Source organism: Plantactinospora siamensis (assembly GCF_042434095.1).
Lineage (GTDB): Bacteria > Actinomycetota > Actinomycetes > Mycobacteriales > Micromonosporaceae > KBS50.
This window is the reverse complement of the sequence record NZ_JBHLUE010000002.1, coordinates 501,414-523,767: the sequence shown is the minus strand read 5'-3', so window position 1 is coordinate 523,767 and position 22,354 is coordinate 501,414. Positions and strand designations below refer to the sequence as shown.

The 22,354-nt window shown below is 72.6% G+C and carries 25 protein-coding genes and 3 tRNA genes; 16 read left to right on the top strand and 12 right to left on the bottom strand.

The genetic code is table 11. The features are described from left to right. Nucleotides 1–67 precede the first annotated feature (67 nt). The 10 genes from ACFFHU_RS04010 (at nucleotide 68) to ACFFHU_RS03965 (ending at nucleotide 6,951) form a co-directional block, all read left to right on the top strand. On the top strand, nucleotides 68–1,294 hold the full coding sequence (locus ACFFHU_RS04010; RefSeq protein WP_377335746.1) for a polyprenyl synthetase family protein: 1,227 nt from the start codon (nucleotides 68–70) through the stop codon (nucleotides 1,292–1,294). A 26-nt stretch (nucleotides 1,295–1,320) separates the two neighbouring features. Beyond that, on the top strand, nucleotides 1,321–2,802 hold the full coding sequence (crtI, locus tag ACFFHU_RS04005; RefSeq protein WP_377335744.1) for a phytoene desaturase family protein: 1,482 nt from the start codon (nucleotides 1,321–1,323) through the stop codon (nucleotides 2,800–2,802). Continuing rightward, nucleotides 2,799–3,404: an isopentenyl-diphosphate Delta-isomerase gene (idi, locus tag ACFFHU_RS04000; protein ID WP_377335742.1), complete on the top strand. Its 606-nt coding sequence runs from the start codon at nucleotides 2,799–2,801 to the stop codon at nucleotides 3,402–3,404. The genes crtI and idi overlap by 4 nt, the downstream gene beginning before the upstream one ends. After that, a complete protein-coding gene (locus ACFFHU_RS03995; RefSeq protein WP_377335741.1) occupies nucleotides 3,394–4,362 on the top strand; it encodes a MerR family transcriptional regulator in 969 nt (322 codons plus the stop codon). Before idi ends, ACFFHU_RS03995 begins: the two co-directional genes overlap by 11 nt. A gap of 139 nt (nucleotides 4,363–4,501) precedes the next feature. Continuing rightward, nucleotides 4,502–5,368: a polysaccharide deacetylase family protein gene (locus tag ACFFHU_RS03990; RefSeq protein WP_377335739.1), complete on the top strand. Its 867-nt coding sequence runs from the start codon at nucleotides 4,502–4,504 to the stop codon at nucleotides 5,366–5,368. A gap of 151 nt (nucleotides 5,369–5,519) precedes the next feature. Next, nucleotides 5,520–5,592, top strand: a tRNA-Glu gene (locus ACFFHU_RS03985). A gap of 28 nt (nucleotides 5,593–5,620) precedes the next feature. Continuing rightward, nucleotides 5,621–5,694: transfer RNA gene (locus ACFFHU_RS03980), tRNA-Asp, on the top strand. Between the two features lie 108 nt (nucleotides 5,695–5,802). Next, nucleotides 5,803–5,876: transfer RNA gene (locus tag ACFFHU_RS03975), tRNA-Phe, on the top strand. Nucleotides 5,877–5,984: 108 nt separating this feature from the next. Further along, nucleotides 5,985–6,371 (top strand): VOC family protein, encoded by a 387-nt coding sequence (locus ACFFHU_RS03970; RefSeq protein ID WP_377335737.1) that lies wholly within the window; start codon nucleotides 5,985–5,987, stop codon nucleotides 6,369–6,371. Nucleotides 6,372–6,441: 70 nt separating this feature from the next. Further along, nucleotides 6,442–6,951: an SRPBCC family protein gene (locus ACFFHU_RS03965; protein ID WP_377335735.1), complete on the top strand. Its 510-nt coding sequence runs from the start codon at nucleotides 6,442–6,444 to the stop codon at nucleotides 6,949–6,951. An 18-nt stretch (nucleotides 6,952–6,969) separates the two neighbouring features. On the opposite strand, the gene ACFFHU_RS03960 is transcribed toward ACFFHU_RS03965, so the two are convergent. Then, nucleotides 6,970–7,683 carry a DUF2786 domain-containing protein gene (locus ACFFHU_RS03960; protein WP_377335733.1) on the bottom strand — a complete coding sequence of 238 codons (714 nt, stop codon included), beginning with the start codon at nucleotides 7,681–7,683 and terminating at the stop codon, nucleotides 6,970–6,972. A 100-nt stretch (nucleotides 7,684–7,783) separates the two neighbouring features. Here ACFFHU_RS03960 and ACFFHU_RS03955 point away from each other — a divergent pair, with 100 nt between their 5' ends. After that, nucleotides 7,784–8,233, top strand: a complete 450-nt coding sequence (locus ACFFHU_RS03955) for a hypothetical protein (protein WP_377335731.1) — start codon at nucleotides 7,784–7,786, stop codon at nucleotides 8,231–8,233. 94 nt (nucleotides 8,234–8,327) lie between these two features. On the opposite strand, the gene ACFFHU_RS03950 is transcribed toward ACFFHU_RS03955, so the two are convergent. Continuing rightward, complete coding sequence (locus tag ACFFHU_RS03950) at nucleotides 8,328–8,714, bottom strand: hypothetical protein (RefSeq protein ID WP_377335729.1); 387 nt, start codon at nucleotides 8,712–8,714, stop codon at nucleotides 8,328–8,330. Nucleotides 8,715–8,872: 158 nt separating this feature from the next. On the opposite strand from ACFFHU_RS03950, the gene ACFFHU_RS03945 reads away from it, so the two are divergent. Continuing rightward, a complete protein-coding gene (locus tag ACFFHU_RS03945; RefSeq protein WP_377335727.1) occupies nucleotides 8,873–10,231 on the top strand; it encodes an ABC transporter substrate-binding protein in 1,359 nt (452 codons plus the stop codon). A gap of 27 nt (nucleotides 10,232–10,258) precedes the next feature. Here ACFFHU_RS03945 and ACFFHU_RS03940 read toward each other — a convergent pair whose 3' ends face one another. Next, nucleotides 10,259–11,014: an enoyl-CoA hydratase/isomerase family protein gene (locus ACFFHU_RS03940; protein ID WP_377335725.1), complete on the bottom strand. Its 756-nt coding sequence runs from the start codon at nucleotides 11,012–11,014 to the stop codon at nucleotides 10,259–10,261. Next, nucleotides 11,011–11,868 carry a 3-hydroxyacyl-CoA dehydrogenase family protein gene (locus ACFFHU_RS03935; RefSeq protein WP_377335723.1) on the bottom strand — a complete coding sequence of 286 codons (858 nt, stop codon included), beginning with the start codon at nucleotides 11,866–11,868 and terminating at the stop codon, nucleotides 11,011–11,013. Before ACFFHU_RS03935 ends, ACFFHU_RS03940 begins: the two co-directional genes overlap by 4 nt. A 205-nt stretch (nucleotides 11,869–12,073) precedes the next feature. Here ACFFHU_RS03935 and ACFFHU_RS03930 point away from each other — a divergent pair, with 205 nt between their 5' ends. Then, nucleotides 12,074–12,352, top strand: a complete 279-nt coding sequence (locus ACFFHU_RS03930; protein WP_377335721.1) for a hypothetical protein — start codon at nucleotides 12,074–12,076, stop codon at nucleotides 12,350–12,352. 193 nt (nucleotides 12,353–12,545) lie between these two features. After that, on the top strand, nucleotides 12,546–13,283 hold the full coding sequence (locus ACFFHU_RS03925) for an acyl-CoA-like ligand-binding transcription factor (protein WP_377335719.1): 738 nt from the start codon (nucleotides 12,546–12,548) through the stop codon (nucleotides 13,281–13,283). On the opposite strand, the gene ACFFHU_RS03920 is transcribed toward ACFFHU_RS03925, so the two are convergent. The 3 genes from ACFFHU_RS03920 to ACFFHU_RS03910 all read right to left on the bottom strand — a co-directional run bounded on the left by ACFFHU_RS03920 (nucleotide 13,253) and on the right by ACFFHU_RS03910 (nucleotide 15,532). Then, the gene (locus ACFFHU_RS03920; RefSeq protein WP_377335718.1) at nucleotides 13,253–14,032 is read right to left on the bottom strand and encodes a class I SAM-dependent methyltransferase; all 780 of its coding nucleotides are present in this window, start codon (nucleotides 14,030–14,032) and stop codon (nucleotides 13,253–13,255) included. The genes ACFFHU_RS03925 and ACFFHU_RS03920 overlap by 31 nt on opposite strands. Before the next feature lie 185 nt (nucleotides 14,033–14,217). Next, nucleotides 14,218–14,427 (bottom strand): BldC family transcriptional regulator, encoded by a 210-nt coding sequence (locus tag ACFFHU_RS03915; RefSeq protein ID WP_007073996.1) that lies wholly within the window; start codon nucleotides 14,425–14,427, stop codon nucleotides 14,218–14,220. Between the two features lie 265 nt (nucleotides 14,428–14,692). Beyond that, nucleotides 14,693–15,532 carry a DUF8083 family protein gene (locus tag ACFFHU_RS03910; protein ID WP_377335716.1) on the bottom strand — a complete coding sequence of 280 codons (840 nt, stop codon included), beginning with the start codon at nucleotides 15,530–15,532 and terminating at the stop codon, nucleotides 14,693–14,695. A gap of 224 nt (nucleotides 15,533–15,756) precedes the next feature. Here ACFFHU_RS03910 and ACFFHU_RS03905 point away from each other — a divergent pair, with 224 nt between their 5' ends. Continuing rightward, entirely contained in the window at nucleotides 15,757–16,836 is a 1,080-nt protein-coding gene (locus ACFFHU_RS03905; protein WP_377335714.1) for a Glu/Leu/Phe/Val family dehydrogenase, read from the top strand. A 212-nt stretch (nucleotides 16,837–17,048) separates the two neighbouring features. Continuing rightward, a complete protein-coding gene (locus ACFFHU_RS03900) occupies nucleotides 17,049–17,264 on the top strand; it encodes a DUF3073 domain-containing protein (protein WP_377335713.1) in 216 nt (71 codons plus the stop codon). Between the two features lie 166 nt (nucleotides 17,265–17,430). Here ACFFHU_RS03900 and amcA read toward each other — a convergent pair whose 3' ends face one another. From amcA to ACFFHU_RS03875, 5 genes are all read right to left on the bottom strand, one after another. Continuing rightward, nucleotides 17,431–17,646, bottom strand: a complete 216-nt coding sequence (gene amcA, locus ACFFHU_RS03895; RefSeq protein ID WP_377335711.1) for a multiple cyclophane-containing RiPP AmcA — start codon at nucleotides 17,644–17,646, stop codon at nucleotides 17,431–17,433. After that, on the bottom strand, nucleotides 17,615–18,718 hold the full coding sequence (gene amcB, locus ACFFHU_RS03890) for a cyclophane-forming radical SAM peptide maturase AmcB (RefSeq protein WP_377336051.1): 1,104 nt from the start codon (nucleotides 18,716–18,718) through the stop codon (nucleotides 17,615–17,617). Before amcB ends, amcA begins: the two co-directional genes overlap by 32 nt. 122 nt (nucleotides 18,719–18,840) lie before the next feature. Then, nucleotides 18,841–19,995 carry a phosphoribosylformylglycinamidine cyclo-ligase gene (gene purM, locus ACFFHU_RS03885; protein WP_377335709.1) on the bottom strand — a complete coding sequence of 385 codons (1,155 nt, stop codon included), beginning with the start codon at nucleotides 19,993–19,995 and terminating at the stop codon, nucleotides 18,841–18,843. A 91-nt stretch (nucleotides 19,996–20,086) separates the two neighbouring features. Next, nucleotides 20,087–21,664 (bottom strand): amidophosphoribosyltransferase, encoded by a 1,578-nt coding sequence (gene purF / locus ACFFHU_RS03880; protein ID WP_377335707.1) that lies wholly within the window; start codon nucleotides 21,662–21,664, stop codon nucleotides 20,087–20,089. Between the two features lie 182 nt (nucleotides 21,665–21,846). Continuing rightward, a complete protein-coding gene (locus ACFFHU_RS03875; RefSeq protein ID WP_377335705.1) occupies nucleotides 21,847–22,224 on the bottom strand; it encodes a sterol carrier family protein in 378 nt (125 codons plus the stop codon). Nucleotides 22,225–22,354: the final 130 nt, after the last annotated feature.

The window sequence follows — 22,354 nt, the reverse complement described above, 5'->3', positions numbered from 1 at the left end:
TCCCCCTGGGCTGGTCAATCGACGCACCAATCGACGCAAGAACTAAGCTTAGGGTACGCTCGCGGTCGTGGCCAACGAAGCCGTTGCGGGTAACGCGATTCCCCTGATCCGCACCGTGCCGGGCCAGCACCCCCAGCCGAGCGACCCCCGGGTGTCCCGGCAGGCCGAACGGCCGTTCGCCGTGCGTGGCGCCATCGAGGCCACGCTGACCGCCTTCCTGACCGGAGAGGTGGGCGCGCTCGACGAGATCGACCCGGCGGCCGGCGACTTCGGCCGGACCGCCCAGGACGCCGTGCTGGCCGGCGGGAAGCGGATCCGCCCGGTGTTCGCGTACTGGGGCTGGCGTGGCGTGGTCGGCGGCTCGGAGCCGGTCGCCCCGGTCCTGCCGGCGCTGGCGGCGCTCGAGCTGCTGCACGCGTTCGCGCTGGTCCACGACGATGTGATGGACGCCTCGGCCACCCGTCGGGGCCGGCCCTCGGCGCACCGCGCGCTGGCGGCCCAGCACGCGGCCGCGGGCCGCACCGGCGACGGCGACCGCTTCGGCGAGGCGGCCGCCGTGCTGGTCGGCGACCTGTGCCTGGTCTGGGCCGACCGACTGCTGGGGCACGCCAACCTGCCGGCCGCGACGATCCTGGAAGCCCGCCGGTGCTACGACCAGATGCGGGTCGAGACGGTCGCCGGGCAATACCTCGACGTGCTCAGCGAGACGGCCGTGTCCTCCTGGTCACTGGACCGGGCCATGCGGGTGGCCCGCTACAAGACCGCCTGCTACACCGTGCAGCGCCCGCTGCTGTTCGGCGCCGCCCTGGCCGACCTGCGCCGGGACGGCCCGCTGGCGGCGGCGTACCACCGGTACGGCCTGGCCGTGGGCGAGGCCTTCCAGCTCTGCGACGATCTCCTCGGGGTGTACGGCGACCCCCGCACCACCGGCAAGCCGGCCGGCGAGGACCTGCTCCGGAACAAGCCCACCGGGCTGCTCATGCTGGCCCGCGAGCTGGCCACGCCGGCCCAGCGGGCCGTCCTGGACGGGGTACGCCCCACCCCGGCCGACTCCGCGGCCCCGGGCGGCTCGACGGCGCCGGACGGCTCCGCGGCACCCGATGGCGGCTCGGCCGGGTCGGTGCGCGAACTGGCCGAGGTGGTCCGGGCCACCGGCGCGGTGGACCGGATCGAGCGCCTGATCGCCGACCGGGTCGACGAGGCCCTCACGGCGCTGGACAGCTCCCCGATCGACCCGGCCGCGCGGCACGCGCTCGGCGAACTCGCCGTCTCCGCGACTCAGCGGCGAGCCTGACAACTGCGATCGAGGAAGGTGATGACGTGCGGACGGTGACCGGACGGACGGACCACGTGGTCGTGGTCGGCGCGGGTCTCGGCGGCCTGGCCTGCGCGCTGCACCTGGCCGGCAGCGGTCGGCAGGTGACGGTGCTGGAACGCGAACCGGTCCCGGGCGGCCGGGCGGGCCGGCTGGCGCTCGACGGGTACGAGTTCGACACCGGTCCCACCGTGCTGACGATGCCCGAGCTGATCGCCGAGGCGCTGGACGCGGTGGGCGAGGAGCTGAGCGACTGGCTCGACCTCACCCCGCTGGACCCGGCGTACCGGGCCTACTACCCGGACGGCTCGACGCTGGACGTGATCACCGACACGGTGCGGATGGCCGGCGAGATCTCCCGGGTCTGCGGTCCCCGGGAGGCCGACGGTTACCTGCGGTTCGTCGACTACGCCCGGGAGCTGTGGCGGCTGGAGCGGACCGACTTCATCGACCGCAACCTGGACGCGCCGACCGACCTGATCACCGGCAACCTGCTCCGGCTGCTGACCAACGGCGCGTTCCGGCGGCTGCAGACCAAGATCGATCAGTTTTTCAAGGATCCCCGGACCCGCCGGATCTTCTCCTTCCAGGCCATGTACGCGGGCCTCGCCCCGCAGGACGCGCTGGCCATCTACGCGGTGATCGCCTACCTGGACTCGGTGGCCGGGGTCAGCTTCCCGCGCGGCGGCATCCACGCCGTGCCGCGCGCGCTGGCCGGGGCGGCTGAGAAGCACGGCGTGCAGATCCGGTACGGCACCACGGTGACCCGGGTGGAGACGTCCGCCGGGCGCGCCACCGCGGTGCTGACCGCCGACGGGGAGCGGATCCCGGCCGACGTGGTCGTGCTCAACCCCGACCTGCCGGTGGCGTACCGGGATCTGTTGCCGCCGGCCCGGACGCGCCGGTTGACCTACTCGCCGTCCTGCGTGGTGCTGCACGTCGGCTCCCGCCAGGCATACTCGCAGATCGCCCACCACAACATCCACTTCGGCAAGCCGTGGCGGCGCACCTTCGCCGAGGTGATCCGGCACGGTCAGCTGATGTCCGACCCGTCCCTGCTGGTCACCAACCCGACCCGGACGGATCCCTCGGCGGCCCCGGCGGACCGGCAGACGTACTACGTCCTGGCGCCGGTGCCGAACCTGGACCGGGCCCCGCTGGACTGGCGGGGCGGGCTGGACCGCAGGTACGCGGACGAGCTGATGCGCACGCTGGAGGAGCGGGGATACGTCGGGTTCGCCGACGGCGTGGAGGTGCTGCACACCGTCACGCCGGCCGACTGGGCCGACGCCGGGATGGCCGCCGGTACGCCGTTCGCGGCGGCGCACAGCCTGTTCCAGACCGGCCCGTTCCGCCCGGGCAACCTGCATCGCACACTGTCCAACGTGGTGTTCGTCGGATCCGGGACCCAGCCCGGCGTGGGAGTGCCGATGGTGCTCATCTCCGGCAAGCTCGCGGCCGGCCGGATCACCGGGGGTGCGCGATGACGTCCCGGGAGGATCACCTCGTCGAGCTGGTCGACGAGTACGGTACGCCGGTGGGCGAGACCAGTGTGCGCGCGGCGCACGAGCCACCCGGCCGGCTGCACCGGGCCTTCTCGGTGTTCCTGGTCGACGGCGACGGGCGGCTGCTGCTGCAGCGCCGGTCGGCACGGAAGACCCGCTTCCCGCTGCGCTGGGCCAACTCCTGCTGCGGCCACCCGGCGCCGGAGGAGCCGCTGGCCGAGGCGGCCAACCGCCGCCTCGGCGAGGAGCTGGGCCTCCCGCCGGCCGCGCTGACCGAGTGCGGGGTCCATCTGTACCGCGCGGACGACCCGGCCACCGGTCGGGTGGAGTTCGAGTACGACCACGTGCTGCGCGCCGAGGCGCCGGCCGGGATCGAGGCCGATCCCGATCCGGACGAGGTGGCGGAGGTCCGCTGGGTGGATCCGACGGAGGTGGCGGCCGACCTGGCCGCCCGGCCCGACGCGTACGCGCCGTGGTTCTCCGGGGTCCTCCAGCAGCTGCTCCGGTCCGCTGGGCCCGCCGGCCCGGAACGGACCGGTGTGGAACTGTCCGGCGAGGTGGTGGAGCGGTCGGGTGGCCGATGAGGTGCTGAGCGCGGGCGTGGTGGCCCGCCGGCTCGGTGTGGCGGTCACCACGCTCCGGACCTGGCATCAGCGCTACGGCCTCGGCCCGAGCCAGCACGTCCCGGGCCACCACCGGCGCTACACGGCGGAGGACCTGGCCCGGCTCGAGATCATGCGCCGGCTCACCGCGGACGGGGTGAGTCCGGCCGAGGCCGCCCGCTGGGCCCGCCGGGTGCCCAACCCGTACGAGCCGGACGGCTCGCGGTCCGGCGCCGGTACGCCGTCCGGACGGCGCCGGTCCGGGGCCCGCGCCGCCGCGCCCGGGCCGTCCATCCCGCTGGGCCGGTCCGGACCGGCCGCCCAGGGACTGGCCCGGGCCGCCATGCGGCTGGACCAGACCGGCGTGCGGTCCGCCATCGACCGGGCGATCTCCGCCCGGGGCGTGGTGGACTCCTGGGATCGGCTGCTGCGGCCCGTCCTGGCCGGGATCGGCCTGCGGCACCTCACCGGGGGCGGGCTCATCGAGGTCGAACACCTGCTCAGCCGGTCGATCTCCGAGGCGTTCTCCGCGGTGCCCCGGCCGGGCGCCGCCGGCGGAGCGCCGCAGATCCTGCTCGCCTGCGCCGACGAGGAGCAGCACACGCTGCCGCTGGAGGCGCTTGCCGCGGCGCTCGCCGAGGCCGGCGTGCCGTGCCGGATGCTCGGCGCCCGGGTCCCGCCGGCCGCGCTGGTCCGGGCCATCGCCCGGACCGGTCCGGTGGCCGTGGTGGTCTGGTCGCACGACCGCGCCACGTCGGATCCGGCCCAGCTGGCCGAGGTGCTGGCCGGTCCGCACCGCCCGCTGCTGCTGCTGGCGGCCGGACCCGGATGGCGTCCCGAGACGCTGCCGCCGGGCGTGGTCCGGCCGGGCGACCTCGCCCAGGCCGTCAGCCTCACCACCGCGGTACGCGACTCGACCGACCGGCCGGCGGCCGGCTAACCTCGACTGGACCCCGCACCTCGTGCGGACGGAGCAAGCGCAGGTGAGCCGCCCGGTGACGAATCCGAGGCAGACACGGGCGGCATCGATGCGCTAACGTCCGTTTCGCCGAGCTTCCGATACCCCCTCGGAGACGTTGATGCCTAATCGCGCTCCGGTCGCGCTGCTCCTGCTCCTGGCGCTCTTCGCCGGAGCCTGTGGTGGAGACGGCGGACCGGGACCCGCGCCGACCCATGGCCCGACCGCGACGGCGAGCCACGGCCGGGCCGGCCAGGCCGGCGCCGGTGCGGCGCCGAGCCCCACGGCCGCCCGGCCGCCGGCCAAGCCCGGTGGCAAGCCGGCCAAGCCCGGCGGCAAGCCGGCCGCGCCGCCAAAGACCGTGAGTCGGCCCGGACCGACCAAGCCGGACCTGGCGGCCATTCGAGCCGCCCGCCACTCGACCGGGGTACGGGCCGTCGCGCTCACCTTCGACGACGGCCCCCAGCCGACCTGGACCCCCAGGGTGTTGGATTACCTGAAGTCCGCCCAGGTAAAGGCCACGTTCTGCCTGATCGGGGTGAAGGCACAGGAATATCCGCAGCTGGTCGCCCGGATCGTCCGCGAGGGCCACACGCTGTGCAACCACAGCTGGTCGCACGATCTGCGGCTCGGCCGGCAGTCGCCGGCCGCGATCCGCGCCGACCTCCTGCGGACCAACGACGCGATCCACAAGGCCGCGCCGGGCGCGCCGATCAAGTTCTTCCGGCAGCCCGGCGGCGAGTGGACGACCCCGGAACTGGCCGTGGTCAAGGAGCTGGGGATGAGCCCGCTGCACTGGGCCGTCGACCCGCAGGACTGGCGCAGCCCGGGCAAGGCCGCGATCGTGGCCAGCGTCGAGCACCACGCCCACCCCGGGGCCATCGTGCTGATGCACGACGGCGGCGGGAACCGCAGCGGGACCGTCGCCGCCTGCCCGGCGGTCATCCCCTGGCTCAAGCAGCGGTACGGCCTCGTCCAGCTCCGCTGAGCGCCGCGCGGCGACCGGTGCCCCCGGCTTCGGGGGTACCGGTTTGGTCGGGCGGCGGGGCATCACGTATGCTTTCCAAGCTTCCGGCGGGGCCGGATGGGAGCACAGCCGCTGAGTTGTCATGTGCAACATGTGCAATGATTGCGGGGCCGCCCTCATCGTCTAGCGGCCCAGGACGCCGCCCTTTCAAGGCGGTAGCACGGGTTCGAATCCCGTTGGGGGCACGCAACACCCGGCCCAGCCGGTCAGCAAGGTCCTGTGGAGCAGTTGGAGTGCTCGCCGCCCTGTCAAGGCGGAGGTCGCGGGTTCAAGTCCCGTCAGGACCGCACAGCGCCGACCGCCGCGCGATCATCGCGCGGCGGTTTGCGTTTACGGGTGCAGCAACCCGTTCGGCGGCCGGCCCGCCAAGCGGGTAGCATGACCCGAGCAAACCCGGCCAGGTAGCTCAGTTGGTACGAGCGTCCGACTGAAAATCGGAAGGTCGGCGGTTCGACCCCGCCCCTGGCCACATAGCCTTTCGCCGGGCTATTAGAGCGCCGACCAGCGGAAACGCCGGTCGGCGCTCTTGCTTGTGCCCGGGCCCCTGCCGCAGCTCTACCGCCGCTAGGGTGTACGCATGTTCGAATCGGCACTCGTCAACGTGTACACCGCCGACATCGAGGCGGCGATCCGGTTCTACCGCGACCTGCTCGGGTTCGCCGAGACGTTCCGGACGCCCACCGAGGGGGTCCCGGAGCACGTCGAATTGCGGCTCGACGGCTTCACCCTGGGGCTCGGCACGGTCGAGGCGGCCGCCCGGGCGCACGGGGTGACCGCCGAACCCGGCCGGCCCGCCATGGCGCTGGTGGTGTGGACCCGGGACGTCGACGCGGCCTTCGCGATGCTGACCGCGGCCGGGGCGCCGGCGGTCCGGCCGCCGCGCGACTCCGGCAACAGCAACCGCAACGCGCTGCTGCGGGACCCGGACGGCAACCTCGTGGAGATCGTCGCCAAGGTTTCCTGAGCCGCCGTTGTCGTTCCGAAATGATCGCCAAGGTGTAACTTCCCAGAACCGGCCGGTATGGTCCGGGCCTATGGGACAGGGCGCCATCAAACTCCCCGAGGTCCGGCCGGACGCCGCCGATTTCTCCCTGCACTGCCGGATTCACGTGCCGGTGCCGCCGGCGATCGCCTTCGCGGCGTTCACCGAACGGTTCGCCGACTGGTGGGTACGGGAGTACACCTGGTCCGGGCCCGCCGCGCTGGCGGACATCGGCATCGAGCCGCGGCCGGACGGGATGGCGTACGAGATCGGGCCGCACGGCTTCCGGACGGACTTCGGCCGGGTGCTGGTCTGGGACCCGCCGCAGCGCCTGGTGCTCACCTGGCAGATCGGTCCCGACCGGGTGCCGGTGCCGGACCCGGGCCAGGCCAGCGAGATCGAGGTGCGGTTCGTCCCCGATGGCGACGTGCGGACCCTGGTGGAGCTCGACCACCGCGGCTTCGACCGGCACGGCGACGACGCGCAGGGTTACCTGCAGGCGCTGACCGCCGGCTGGCAGGAGCTGCTCGGCCGGTACGCCGACATGTTGCGGGTGCCCTGACGGCGGTTGGCCGGGCGATCAGCCCGTCACGCCGCGGCGCCCGCCGGCCGATCCGGTGAGCCGTGGGTCACCCAGGTCGGCCCGGCGGCCGGCCGCGATGCCGAGTCCCCTGCCGCCGCCCACCAGCCGTCGGGCGCCCGCCGTGCTGGTCCGCGGGTAGGCCTCGGCCAGTCGCCGGTCCACCCGGCCGGAGCGGTCGGCCAGCACCAAGGCCATCGTCGGCGCCTTGCCAGAGTCCTCCGCGGCGGCCGTCTCGGCCGCGCGCAGCCGGTGGGCCACAGCGGCCGTGAAGCCGGCCAGCCAGGATCGGCGGAATGCCGCGGGATGCTCGTCGAGCGGCACGGGCGTCCCGGCGAGCCCGTGCGCGGCCTGCACGAGCAGCGACGTGAAGAGCAGCTCGGCGCGATCCAGGTCGCTGGTGAAGCCGAACAGGTGCATGTCGAAGCGACCCGGTCCGGACCGGCGGCGGACCGACCGGCAGCGCAGCGAACCGGCCACCCCGGCCAGCAGTCCCGCCTTGTCCAGCGCGTACGGCGGCAGCATCTCGAGCACCCGGTCGCCGACCGGGTCGGTCTCCGGGTTGCGGGCGGCGAGCAGCGCCCGGTCCACCCCGTACCGGGCGATCAGGTCGGTGGCCTTGGCCGTGAACGCCGCCGCCTCCTCGGCCGTGCAACCGGGGTCCTCGGCCTTGGCCAGCAACTTGCGTACCTTGTCCAGGATCGCGTCCGACATGGCACCACAACTACCACGTGGGTGCGACGAGGGGCTGCCGCAGCGCCGCGCGAAAAGATATGATCATCGATGTTTTGACCCTTCCCCACTCGGAGGCACCATGTCCCCATCCTCCGCCCGGGTGCTGCTGGGCGCGGCCCTGCCCCTGGTCACCACGATGGCACTCTTCCCGCAGGCCGCGCAGGCCTCGCAGGCCGCACCGGACCTCGAATCCGGCGGCGCCAACCTGGCCGCCGCCACCCTCGCCGGCTGCTACGACGGCGCCGCCCACCGGGTGTTCCAGCAGGGTGGCTGGGGCGGTGAGGTGGGCACCTTCACCGCCTCGACCCGCTGTCTCGACATCAACGTGCGCAACGACAGCGTGTTCAGCACCAACGCCTGCGTGGTCTTCGTCGACAAGACCAACAACTGCAACTACTGGACCTACCTGCCCGCGAAGTCGGGCTTCTACGTCGTGGCAACGAACGTGCGGGACGGCGCGCACTTCCGGGTCCGCTTCTCGAACAACTTTTTCCAGTACGACCCGCTGATCTCCGACACCGCCTACTGAGCACCCGGGCGACCCGGCCGGGGCGGCGGCCGGGCCACCGCGCGGTTAACCGGGGGCCCTTCCTATACCGAAAACGATAGGAAGGGGCCCTTCCTTACGTCCGGCGGCGCAGGGTGGCCCCGGCGGAGCCGGCCAGGGTCAGCAGGCAGTCCGGCAGCTGTCCGTCGGCCAGCGCCGCGCCGAACAGCGCCTCGGCGGTGGGCACGTCACAGTTGGCGTACGCGCTGACGAACCGGGCCACCCACCGCGCGTCGTACCGGGCCTGCTCGATGCCGGGGAAGTCCAGCGTCCAGGACCCGCTGGGCGCCTCGGCGGGCACCATGGCGGCGGCCAGGCACCAGGCCACGTCGTACGCCCCGACCACCCCGGACCGGTCCAGCACGGCGTCGAAGGCGCCCTCCACGGCGGCGGTGTCGCCGGACAGGGCCGAGCGCAGCACGGCGGCGGCGTCGTCGAGGGTTTCCGGAGGCAGATCCGTCACGTGCCGAACAGTATTCCTCCCCGTCAACCCGCGCAGCGGAACCGTCCGGTCGGGCGCGGCCCGAGTGGGCGTCGAAACTTCCCTGCGGCCTCTATCACACCCGACCGCTTCGGCACGCTATGGTGCGCACCGGACTTCAGGGGAGAAAGGACGGACCCATGCTTGTTCCCCGTCTGACCCGGGGCGTCGCGCTGACCGCGTGCGCCGTCCTGGCGCTGACCGCCACCGCGTGCGGCGACAAGGACGACAAGGAGGCCGGCACGCCCGCCCCTCAGGTTCGGCTCTACGGCACGGACGGCAACATGCAGAACTCCTTCGGCAAGGAGTTCACCGATCAGGCCGGCGTGCTGTCCGGGATGAAGGGCACCACCCCGCTCACCCCGCTGTCCCAGGACTTCAAGAGCCGGCTGCGCACCGTGGATCCGAAGCTCAACGACTTCCTCTACGCCGCCGAGACGTACGACGCCGTGGTGATCAGCTCGATCGCCGCCCAGCTGGCCGGCACCACCAACCCGGCCAAGATCGCCCAGCAGATCAACGGGGTGACCCTCACCGGAGAGCGCTGCGACTCGGCCGCCCAGTGCCTCAAGCTGGCGCGGTCCGGAGTGGACGTCGAATACCGGGGAGCGTCGCTCACCCGGGGCGGCTTCACGGCGGCCGGCGAGCCCTCCACGGCCAGCTACGGAACGCTGCACTTCAACGACTCGGACCAGCTCGACGACGGGAAGACCGAGTACGTGGGCGCCGGCGACGAGTCCGCGGCCAGCACGGCCGCGCCGCCGGCGCCGAAGAAGCAGGAGGGCGGCAAGAACGACAAGAAGGACGGGTCCCCGCTGAAAATCGGCGGCCTGCTGCCGAAGACCGGTGACCTGGCCCTCGCCTACCCGCCGCTGATCGCCGGCGCGAAGCTGGCGATCAAGGACGTCAACGCCGCGGGCGGGGTGCTGGGCGACCCGGTGCAGTGGATCGACGGGGACGACGGGACGAACCCGAAGGTCGCCAAGGAGACCGTGGCAAGGCACATCGCCGCGGGCGTACACGTGATCATCGGGGCCGGCGCGTCCGGCATCTCCCGGGCGGTCCTGCCCGACGTGGTGGCCGCGGGCATCGTCCTGTTCTCACCCTGCAACACCGACGCCGGCCTCAGCAGCCCCGACGACAAGGGCCTCTACTTCCGGACCGCTCCGTCCGACATCCTGCAGGGTCGGGCCCTGGCCGATGTGATCCTGCGGGACGGTCCACACAAGATCGCGCTGGTCGCCCGGAAGGATGCCTACGGCGAGGGCCTGCAGGGATACGTCCGCACCGAGCTCGAGAAGGCCGGCATCGGGGAGGACAAGCTCAAGCTGGTGACCTACGACCCGCCGGAGAACCCCGCCACGTCGACCCTGGACTTCTCGGCCGGCGCCAAGGAGATCAAGAGCTTCGGCGCGGACGCCGTACTCGTGATCGGCTTCGGCGAGTCGGCCCAGGTCATCAAGGCGCTCACCGCGGCGGGCGTGCAGATCCGGCACTGACCCGCACGATCGCCGGGACCGGCGCGGTCACCGGTCCCGGCGCCGGTCGAGGAACTCGGTCATCCGACGGTGCTTCTCCGCGTCGGTGAACAGCACCGCCTGGCTCACCAGGTCCAGCTGCGGATGCGCGGCCGCGGGCGCGTCCACGGCGAGCTTGGTCAGCCGCAGGGCCAGCGACGAGGCCTTCGCGATCTCGTCGAGCAGCTCGTGCGCGGCGGCCGGCAGCTCGTCCGGTTCCGCTACCACCCGATTGACCAGGCCGATCCGGAGCGCCTCCGCCGCCTCCACCCGCCGGCCGGTGAAGAGCAGCTCCTTGGCGCGCGCCTCGCCGACCAGCGCCGGCAGCCGGTGCGTGGCGCCAGCGCCGGCGATGATGCCCAACCGCACCTCGGGCTGGCCGAACACCGCCCGGGCCGTACACACCCGAAGGTCGCAGGCGTACGCGAGCTCGGCGCCGCCGCCCAGCGCCGGCCCGTCCACGGCCGCCACGGTGGGCAGCGGCAGCGCCCGGATCCGGGCGAAGATCGCGGAATTGATGGCCGCGAGCGCGTCCCGAACACCCCGCTCGCGCAGCTGACCGATGTCGGCGCCCGCCGCGAAGATCCCGTCGGTCCCTCCGGTCAGCAGCAGCAGCCGGGGCTCGGCCTCCAGCTCGGCGCAGACCTCGTGCAGCGCGGCGACCATCTCCGCGTCGATGGCGTTGCGCCGGGCCGGCCGGTCGAGCGTGACCACGGTCCGGTCCGGCCGGCGCTCCACCCGCACGCTGCCAACCCGCTCGCTCATGCCTTCGTTCCGCCTTCCCAGCGATAGAAGCCCTGCCCGGACTTCTTGCCCAGCCGGCCGTCGGCGACCATCTCGGCCAGCAGCGGCGGCGGGGCGAAGCGGTCCCCGTACGCCCGCTGGAGGGTCCGCGCGATGTCGAGCCGGACGTCCAGGCCGACCAGGTCGGTGAGCTCGAGCGGACCCACCGGATGCCGGTAGCCGAGCACCATGGCCTTGTCGATGTCGGCCGGGCTGGCCACCCCGTCGGCCACCATCCGGATGGCCTCCAGCCCGAGCGTCACACCGAGCCGGGAGGTGGCGAAGCCGGGCAGGTCACGTACCACGATGGGGTCCTTGCCCAGCCGGCCGGCGAGCGCAACCGCGTCCCGGACCCGGTCCGGCGCGGTGGCCGCGCCCACCACGATCTCCAGCAGCGGCATGGCCCAGACCGGGTTGAAGAAGTGCAGCCCGAGCAGCCGGTCCGGGGCGCGCAGCCCGGTCGCCAGCTCGGCGATCGGGATGCTGGAGGTGTTGCTGGCCAGCAGGAGCGGCCCGCGCGCCTCGGCCGCGGCCAGCACCTCCCGCTTCAGGTCGAGCCGCTCCGGGACGGCCTCCACGGTCACCGCCGGCGCCTCGGCCGTCTCGGCCAGGTCTTGCCGGACGGCGAGCCGGTCCCGGCCGGTGTCGGCCTCGGCCGCCGAGAGCTTGCCGCGACGCACCGCGGAGTCCCAGAGCCGGTGCAGGCTGGCGGTCCCGGCCTCGGCCCGACCGGCGTCCACCTCGACCAGTTCCACGGTGAAACCGGCCCCGGCGGCCACGTAGGCGATGCCGAGGCCCATGGTGCCGGCGCCGACGACCACGAAGCGATCAGTCATGCTGGCGACCCTATGCAGCGGGTTTCCCGGCCGGCATCGCGGGGTTGCCCCGCCGTCGAGCGCCCGGGCGGCCCGCCGTCGCGCAGGCGGGCGGCCCGCCGACCGGGCCGGGCCGCGGCCGGCCCGGTCCCGGGCTTGCCGCGCACGAGATCCGGGTAAGTCCGTCCGGCGACAGGGCGTGCAGGAGCGACGAAGGGACTTGAGCATGAGCGAGGCGCCGGAGACCGGATCGCAGGAGACCGTGGAGACCCGCGGCAACGACCGCGTGGACCTGCTGCGCGCGGACGCCAACAACGACGGCAAGACCGACGTCTGGGTGGTGGACACGGACGGCGACGGCAAGGCCGACCTGTTCCAGTTCGACACGGACGGCGACGGCAAGGTCGACATCACCATGGTGGACATCGACGAGGACGGCACCCCCGACGAGGTTGTCGACGGGGACGGCGGTCTCCCGCCGGCCGACCTGCCGCCGACCGCCTGAAGCACCAGCCGCGCTGTCGCCGGCGGTCTCGCGATACCGCCGGCGCCTCCGCGCGCCGCCGCCTCCGGTTGCGGCAGCCCACCGGCACGGCTCATGACCGGCGGACGACCGTCGGTCCGGACCGGCCCCGCGCGGCCCGGTCGCCCGGACCGACGGTACGTCCCGGCCGCCGACCGCGTGCGACCATGGGCTCGTGACCGCCGCCGACCTGTCCGCGCCGCCGGACCTGCCCGCCCCACCCAACCTCTCGCCCGGTCGGCGGGAGCGCCGGAAGCGGGAGACGCGGGCCGCGCTGGAGCGGGCGGCGTTGCGGTTGTTCGCCGAGAAGGGCTACGAGCACACGACGGTCGAGGAGATCGCCGACGCCGCCGACGTGGCCGTCCGGACCTTCTTCCGGTACTTCGCCTCCAAGCAGCACGTCCTGTTCGGCGACGCGGCGCACCAGCGGGTGGGCCGGCTGCGGGCCGCGTTGGCGGCGAGCCCGCCGGAGCTGGCGCCGGTGGAGGCGGTCCGGGTCGTGCTGGACGCCCTGGACATGGGCCCGGACGAGCAGCAGGAACTCGTCGTACGGATGCGGTTGATGGAGCGGCAGCCGTCGCTGGTGGGCGTCTACCTGCTGCTCAACCGCGAGCTGCACGGGGTGGTGGTGGAGTTCGTCGCCGACCGGACCGGCCTGCCCGACACCGATCCGTACCCGCTGCTCGTGGCCAGCGCCGCGGTGGCCTCGTGGGACGTCGCCCTCACCGCGTGGGCCGCGGCCGACGGCCGCGGCGGCCTCGCCCAGCTGCGCCGGGAGGCGTTCGCGGCGCTGACCGCCGGGCTGCCGCCGCCGGCGTCCCGGCCGGCGGCCGGCGGGGCACGGCCCGCGTCCCGCCCCGGCGCGGCGGCCGTGCCGGCCGGTCAGGCCGCGAGCCGCAGCGTCGCCAGGTAGTACGGCGCGTCCAGCCGGTCCACGTCGGCCAACCGCCAGTCCGAACCGTGTACGAGCTCGGCCAGCTCGTCCGGGCTGCACACCAGATAGTCGAACCAGGGCGTGCCCAGCTCCCGGTACCGCAACCGGAGCCGCAGCTGGCCGCCGAGCCGGCCGCGCTCCCGGTTCCACCGGTGGTAGCCCACGTGCACCGGGTCGGTGGTGCCGTACGGGTCGGTGCCGTGCGCGATGATCTCCGCGCCCGGTCGGGCCAGCGCGGCCAGCGCGGCCAGGAAGCCGGGCGCCCGGTCCCGTCCCTCGATCAGCCCGAGGTTGTTGCCCAGCAACAGGAAGGTGTCGTAGCGCCGCCCGACCGCCGCGTGCTCGTCCACGGTGGCCAGCACGAGGTCGCGGACGCCGCGCCGGCGGGCGATGTCGAGAGCGCCGGCCGAGATGTCCAGGCCGGTGACCGCTACCCGGCGGCGCTGCAGTTCGAGGGCGATCCGACCGGCGCCGACCCCCACGTCGAGCACCCGACCGCGGACCCGGTCGATGGCCCGGTGGTCGTGCGGCTGCCACTGCTCGGGGCCGGCCAGGTAATGCTCGGCCGGGGCGCCGTTGATGAGGCCGTCGTCGCGCTCGATGACCTCGATGACCGGCCGGGGCAACCGGCCGCCGGCGAGCGGTCGGGGACCGACGCCGGTCTGCACCGCGTACGCGTCGCGGAGGAGTTCGCCGAAGACGTCGCCGATGCGGGGTTGGCCGGGCATCAGCAGACGGTATCCGGTGACCGGTCCGCTAGACGCCTCAGGGGCGGAGCCCCACGGTGTCCGTGGAACTCCGCCCCTGATCGAGCTACCTCGTCCCGGTGGGCGGATTGGGGGGTTGACCCGCCACGCCGGTGCTGCTTTCCGGGGGTTGCGTTCGCCGGGGCGAACTGGCGGAAAGTGGGTTGTCAGTCACCCTGGCGCTGCTGGGGAATCTGCCCCTGCAGCAGTGCGCGAACCTCCGACTCCCGGTAGCGGCGGTGGCCGCCCAGCGTACGAATGGCGCTCAGCTTGCCCGCCTTCGCCCACCGGGTCACGGTCTTCGGGTCGACACGGAACATCGACGCCACCTCGGCCGGTGTGAGTAGCGGCTCGGGTTCGTGCGTACGCGATGCCATCGGTCACTCCTCCACAGGTACCTATAGACATCGGCCGGGGTCCCGCCGGCCGACGCGCCTCCCATGGTCCGGCTAGTCCCCGATGTCCGACATGGGCCGAACGGCCGAACGTCCTTGGTCGGACGGATGAACCAAGACCGAATTATGCCATTTTCTTATGCCAGAACCGGTCTTATTCGGACTCATGATCGCGCCCGGCAACCCCTCAGCCACGAACAGCGCTCACAATGGGCGCGTGCCCACGACCCTTCGATCCTGATTCGGGTTAATTGCACCGTTCCAGCAGCTGAACCGCCCGCCAGCGCGCCACCAGGCTCTCGTACGCCTCGGTGGCGGCCTCGCCGTCGCTGCGGGACAGCGCGGCCAGGCCCTTCGCCACCAGCTCGGGCGAGTCGTCCGCGTTGAGCTTGTCGTCCGGCAGCAGATCGACCAGGCCGCCGTAGTCGAGCTCCACCACCGAACGCGGGTGGAACTCCTCCAGCCACCGGGCGCCCTCCTCGACCGCCTCGGTGATTGGCGCGTCGCCCACCGATTTGCGCAGCACCGACAGCCCCCGGGAGGCGCGGCGACGGGCCTTGGAGATCTCCGTGCGGTACCGCAGCATCCGCCGGCCCGGCTCGACGCTCAACTCCCGCTCGTCCGGCGAGACGAAGACGAACCAGCGCAGCGGCACCCCCCAGGTGGCTATCTGCTCGTGCACCCGCGGCACGCCGTGCTCCAGCACCCGGGCGCCGCTGCGCCAGTCCTCCACCACGGCCTTGGCCTGGCCGGCCAGGATGGGCGGCACGAAGGCGTCGGCGAGCACCGACGGCACGCCGTCCCGGGCATTGAGGGCCGCCTCGGCCACCCGCAGCCGAAGGTTCCACGGGCAGACCAGCAGGGTGTCCTCGACCTGCAGGACGTACGCCTCGTCGGGCAGGTCGGGCAGCCGGGTCCAGCCGGCGCCGAGGGCCTCGATCACCGCCGTCCGCTGCCGGCCGGGGCCGTCCAGCGGCGTCACGGCACGGCCGGACTGGACGTACCGGCGCCAGAACGTCTGGCGGTCCCGGTCGAAGGCGGTCAACGGCTCGTACACGCGCAGATAGGCAGCGAAGAGCGACGGCACGCCGCGATCCTCCCATGAAAGTCCGATTACCCCGTCGTCAGGATCGGCCGGATCGCCGGTGTGGCGGGCGACGGGCCGCCGTCCCGCCGAGCGGCCACTCCATCCGCGCGCGGCGGGCGCACGACCGATGCGTACTAGGCTCGCAACACCGGCACCACCCCCGCCGGCGAACCCCACCGGCCCGCGCGCCCCACGAGGGCGCACCGACGAGGAGCAGAGCAGTCATGGGTGTATTCAGCAGCACCGACGCCACGGCGACCGGACACGAACAGGTCGTCTTCTGCCAGGACAAGCCGACCGGCCTCAAGGCGATCATCGGCATCTACTCGACCGCGCTCGGACCCGCGCTCGGCGGCACCCGCTTCTACCCGTACGAGAGCGAGGAAGCGGCGCTGCACGACGTGCTCGAGCTGTCGCGCGGCATGGCGTACAAGAACGCCCTGGCCGACCTGGACCTCGGCGGCGGCAAGGCGGTCATCTGGGGCGACCCCGAGCAGATCAAGTCGGAGGCGCTGCTGCGCGCGTACGGCCGGTTCATCCAGTCGCTGGGCGGCCGCTACTACACGGCCTGCGACGTCGGCACCTACGTCTCGGACATGGACATCGTGGCGCGGGAGACCCGCTACGTCACCGGGCGCAGCGTGGAGCACGGCGGGGCCGGCGACTCCTCGGTGCTCACCGCCTGGGGCGTGTTCCAGGGGATGCGGGCCGCTGCCGAGCACCAGTGGGGCTCGCCGACCCTCGCCGGGCGCCGGGTCGGGATCGCGGGCCTGGGCAAGGTGGGCAAGCACCTGACCAAGCACCTGCTGGACGACGGGGCCGCCGTGGTGGCCACCGACGTCAACGACCGGGCCCGGGGATGGGTCCGCAACACCTACCCGCAGGTGGACCTGGTCACCGACGCGGCCGAGCTGGTCGGCGCCGACATCGACGTGTACGCCCCGTGCGCCCTCGGCGGCGCCCTGAACGACGAGACCGTGGCCGTGCTCCGCGCCAAGATCGTCGCCGGCGCGGCGAACAACCAGCTCGCGCACCCGGGGATCGAAAAGGTCCTCGCCGACCGCGGCGTGCTGTATGCGCCGGACTATGTGATCAACGCCGGCGGCGTGATCCAGGTGGCCGACGAGATCGAGGGCTTCAACTTCGAGCGGGCCAAGCTGCGGGCCACCCGGATCTTCGACACCACCCGGGAGATCCTCCGGCTCGCCGACGCCGAGGGGGTGCCGCCCGCGGTGGCCGCCGACCGGCTCGCCGAGCGCCGGATGGCCGAGATCGGGCGGCTGCGGTCCATCCGCCTGGGTTAGTCGGCTCCCGAAGATAATGGGTGGGCGGGCGGGTGTGCCTTACTGGTTACAATGAGTAGGGCTCGCATGGATCGCGACGCGCGGGCGTGACCGAGGGAACCCGAGGTGCCAAACGGCCGCCCGCCCATGTACCGTAAGAGCCACGAGAGATGCCTAACGTCATCGGGGCCCGCCTTTGGGCTGCCCCGAATTCTGTGCGAGGGGGTCGAGCCATGGGGCGCGGCCGTGCTAAGGCCAAGCAGACAAAGGTGGCCCGGGAGTTGAAATATCACACCCCGAACACCGATCTCGCCGCCTTGCAGCGGGAACTCGGCGGCGGCGGCAAGTCGGACCGCGGCTTCGACGACGACTACAAGGAACTGGTCGACGACGAGGACGACGATCTAGACGAGGACGACCAGGACTCCTGGGCGCCTCGCACCCGCTGACCCTGAAGGATTGACGAGCACGCGGTGACATCCGCGTGCTCACGCATGTCCGGTACGGGTCCCAGCGCATCGCCGAAACACATCACGACGGTCGGTGAACCTGTCGCGGCCCGGTCGGCTCATCCGTACCGCGGCAGGTTCCCAACCCCGCTCCCCCCGGTCGGTGTCAGCGGGGGCGGTTGTTCCAGTTGTAGAACGTCGGGATGTTCTCGAAGTGGTTCCAGGCGCAGACGGCGCTGTCGCCGGCCGCCTCGGCGCGACCCCGGCGGGCCTGCTCGGCCTCCCGCAGAAGGGCGTCCAGTCCCGCGCGCGCCCCTCGCACCCGTTCGGCAACGCCGTCCCCGGCGTGCTCAGGCGACCGGTTGCTGGTGGTCTCGGGCATGGTCCAACACTCCCTCCAGTAGGCGGATCTTGCTGTTCCGGCAGTGTTCGGTCTCGGTCCCGTCGAAGCGGCCATGTTCGAAGTACCGGTTGGCCGCGTGCCCGCCGCCGCAGAACCCGAAGTAGGCGCACCCGGACCGGCAGGCCTCCACGCCGCGCAGGAACTCGGCCACCCATGGCGTGTCCGGACATGCGGCCAGGATCTCCGGCAACGGGGTGGACAGCACGTTGCCGCTGCTGAAGTCGCCGTACCGCGGGTCGGAAAAGCCCGCGAGCTCCGGCGAGAGCAGCACCACCGAGCCGTCGTCGGCGATGGTCGGGATCGGGTCGAGACGGCGCGGCAGCAGCTCGTCCGCCGTGTCGTCGAGGACCGCCCCCGCGTACCGCAGGGACCATTCCACCTCGCGCAGGTGGATCCGCGGGTCCCGGCGCCAGGCCGCGACCAGCTCGGCCCAGAAGCCGCGCACGAGTCCGGCCGGATGGGCGTTGCTCCGGGTGTTGACGCCCTCGGTCTCCTCGATGTTGATGCCCAGCACCGAGCAGCCGAGGTCGAGGAAGTATTCGTACAGCTCGGTGGCCAGCCCCGGCTCGGGGCGGGACACCACGCACAGCGCCGAGAACGGGATGTCATGCCGGCGCAGCGCCGCGATCCCGCGCTGGATCCGGTCGTACGCCGGCCGGCCGGCCCGGCTGGTCCGGTCCGCGTTCCGTGCCCGGGGACCGTCGACGCTGACGCTCACCCGCACCTGGTGCTCGACGAAGAACTCGCACCAGTCGTCGTCGATCAGCGTGGCGTTGGTCTGCACGTGGTGCTCGACCGACCCGGCGAACGGGGCGAACAGCGCGGTCAGGTGCCGCCGGCCGGCCGCGAGCGGCTCACCGCCGTGCCACACCACCGAGAACCGCCCATCCGCCGCCCAGCGGTTCACCGATTCGGCGACCGCGGCCGCGACGGCCACCGGCATCCGCCGGTCCGTGCCGCGCAACGGGAGATAGCAGTAGGCGCAATCAAGGTTACAGAGCGTGGTGGGTTGCATCACCACGTACGCCGGGACGGCGGCCAGGCCACGCATCCCGGACGGTGCCAGCGGTGCCTCCATTCACACCTCCCCCGCCCCTGACGTGCTACCAGGCTAGGGGCCATGGCCGGTCGGGTGAAGGCCCATCAGGTAGACGTAGGATGTGCGGAGCGTGATCAACCGCGGGTGTGCTGGCCGATCATCTGCACCTGGCCGGTGCCCTCGATGATCTCCCCGACCTGCCAGGCCTCCACGCCGCGGCCGGCAAGCGTGGCCAGAGCCCGGTCGGCATCCTCGGCCGACACGATCGCGAACATGCCGACGCCCATGTTGAAGGTCGACTCCATCTCGCTGTCCTCGATCCGACCCTTCGCCTGGATGAGGTCGAAGATCGGCTGGGGCTTCCAGGTGGCGCGGTTGACCACGGCGTCGACGGTGTCCGGCAGGATCCGCACCAGGTTGCCGGGGATGCCGCCGCCGGTCACGTGCGCCAGTGCCCGCACCTCCGCCTCGGTGATGAGCTTGAGGCAGTCCTGCGCGTAGATCTTGGTGGGCGTGAGCAGCTCCTCGCCGAGCGTCCGCTGCCCGCCGAAGTCGTCCACCACCGTGTCCAGGCGCATCCGGCCGGCGCCCAGCAGCACGTGCCGGACCAGGGAGTACCCGTTGGAGTGCAGCCCGGAGGACTTCATGGCGATCACCACGTCGCCCACCTCGACGCGGTCCGGACCGAGCAGCTCGCTCTCCTCCACCACGCCGACGCCGGTGGCCGACACGTCGTACTCGTCCGGGCGCAGCACCCCCGGGTGTTCGGCGGTCTCGCCGCCGAGCAGGGCGCAGCCGGCGTACCGGCAGCCGTCGGCGATGCCGGCGCCGATCTCGGCGACCTTGTCGGGCACGACCTCGCCGCAGGCGATGTAGTCGAGCAGGAACAGCGGCTCGGCGCCGCACGCCACCAGGTCGTCCACCACCATGGCGACCAGGTCGATGCCGACCGTGTCGTGGATGTTCAGCTGCTGCGCGATGACCAGCTTGGTCCCCACGCCGTCGGTGGAGGAGGCGAGAATGGGGTGCTTGTAGCGTGCCGTATCGAGCCGGAACAGCCCGGCAAAACCACCGAGGTCACCCAGCACCTCCGGCCGGCGGGTGCCCCGCACCTTGGACTTCAACAGCTCCACCGCCCGGTCCCCGGCGTCGATCGAGACCCCGGCCTCGGCGTACGACGCGCTCCGCTTCCGCCCGGCACGGCCACCGGCCGTCCAGGGTCGCCGGTCGGCACCCGAGCCGCCGGTCGGTCCGCCAGCTGCGCCGCTGCGCTCGGACACGTGGGTCACCATTTTTCCCTTCGTTGTGCGGCCGACCGGATCCGTGATCGACGGAGACCATCCGGCGGCGCTGACTGCCGGTGGATGGCACCGGCCGGTGCTATGGGCGGTGCAGTGCGTCGGCCCCACCGGGGCTGGCGACGAGCGGTAACGTCCCCGACCCGGGACGGTCGGTCCCGGCGGCGGGGTCGGGCCCTCCGGCAGCGCCCGGCCGGCCGGTTGGCCGCCGCGCCGCGCCTTCGAGCAGGTGCTTGCCGATCAGGTTGCCAGCCGGCAGCTCGATCGGGTACTCGCCATCGAAACATGCCCGGCAGAGCCGGGTCTTCGGCTGCTCGGTCGCCGAGATCAACCCGGTGAGGGAGACGTAGCCCAGCGTATCGGCGCCGATCGACCGCCGGATGCCCTCGTTGTCCAGCCCATTGGCCAACAGTTCGGCACGGGTGGCGAAGTCGATGCCGTAGAAGCACGGCCAGTTGACCGGCGGCGAGGAGATCCGAACGTGCACCTCCACCGCGCCGGCCTCGCGCAGCATCCGCACGATGGCCCGCTGGGTGTTGCCGCGCACGATCGAGTCGTCCACCACGACCAGCCGCTTGCCGCGGACGTTTTCCCGAAGGGGGTTGAGCTTGAGCCGGATGCCGAGTTGTCGCAGCGTCTGGGAGGGTTGGATGAAGGTGCGCCCGACGTACGGGTTCTTCATCAACCCCGCCCCGTACGTGATGCCCGAGGCCTCCGCGTAGCCGATCGCGGCCGGCGTTCCGGACTCCGGCACCGGGATCACCAGGTCGGCCTCCACCGGGTGCTCCTTGGCCAGCTGGCGACCGATGGCCACTCGGCCCGCGTGGATGTTCCGCCCGGCGATGGTGGAGTCGGGTCGGGCGATGTAGACGTACTCGAAGAGGCAGCCCTTCGGCTCGGGAGCGGCGAACCGCACCGACCGCAGGCCGTCGGCGTCGATCGCCAGCAGCTCGCCCGGCTCGACCTCGCGCACCATGCTGGCGCCCACGATGTCCAGCGCGGCGGTCTCGCTGGCCACCACCCAGCCGTGCTCCAGCCGGCCCAGCACCAGCGGTCGTACGCCGTGCGGGTCCCGGGCCGCGTACAGCGTCGACTCGTCCATCAGGACGAAGCTGAACGCCCCCCGCAGCCGGGGCAGGACGTCCAGCGCGGCCGCCTCCACCGACATCCCGGGCCGGCTCGCCAGCAGCGCGGTGACCAGGCTCGTGTCGGAGGTGGCGCCGTCCAGGTCGACGCCCAGCTCGGCCAGCTGCCCGGTCAGCTCGGCGGTGTTCACCAGGTTGCCGTTGTGCGCCAGCGCGATCGTGGTGCCGGCCTCGGTGGCCCGGATGGTCGGCTGCGCGTTCTCCCAGGTCGATCCGCCGGTCGTGGAGTAGCGGGCGTGGCCGATGGCCAGGTGTCCGCGCAGGCTCGCCAGGGTCGGCTCGTCGAAGACCTGGGCGACCAGACCGAGGTCCTTGAAGACCACCACGCCCGACCCGTCGCTGACCGCGATCCCGGCCGCTTCCTGGCCGCGGTGCTGGAGGGCGTACAGGCCGAAGTATGTGAGCTTGGCCACGTCTTCGCCCGGGGCCCAGACGCCGAAGACTCCGCAGGCATCTTGCGGGCCGGGCCGTTCGGGGTCGAGGTCGTGGTTCAGCCGGCCATCGCCTCGGGGCACCTGACGCTCCCTCTGTGAGCTGCTGGGAATCGGTCCGGGAACTACCGTCGCCCCCAGAGTGTACGCGAGACGACACCACAACAGGGAGCCAGCCGCCGACCGCATACGGTGAGGCTGATCAATGTCTCGACCCGGCTGAGCTGCGCGATCGAAAGGTCAACCATCGTTGACTTCTGGCATCTTCAGCGGTCCGGCCCGGGCGCGTCCCAAATCGGGAGCAGACCCGACAGATCGGCCCTGATCCCACTGGCCCTGATCCGGCCGTCCCCTACTCCCGCCGCCCAGTCCAGCCGACCGGTGGCCAACAGCACCCAGGTGAGCGGATCGGTCTCGACCACGTTGGGCGGGGTGCCACGGGTGTGTCGCGGACCCGCAACGACCTGCACCGCCCCATATGGTGGGACACGTACCTCCACCGATCGTCCGGGTGCCCGCTCGGACAATCCGGCGAGAAGTACGCGCACCGCGTCGCGCAGCATTGTCCGTTCGGGCGACTCGCCGGCATCGAGGGCCGCCAACACGGCCCGGACCGGCGCGGACGTACTGTGCGGAGAGGACACGTCGGGACGATACGACCCGGACGGCGAACGTTCGCCGTGGCCCCTGGGTCGCGCCGATCCGGCTTCACAAGGCATAGTGGCCGACGGTGTAATTCGTACGGCGGTAACTCCCAGGCGGTCAAGCCGCGCC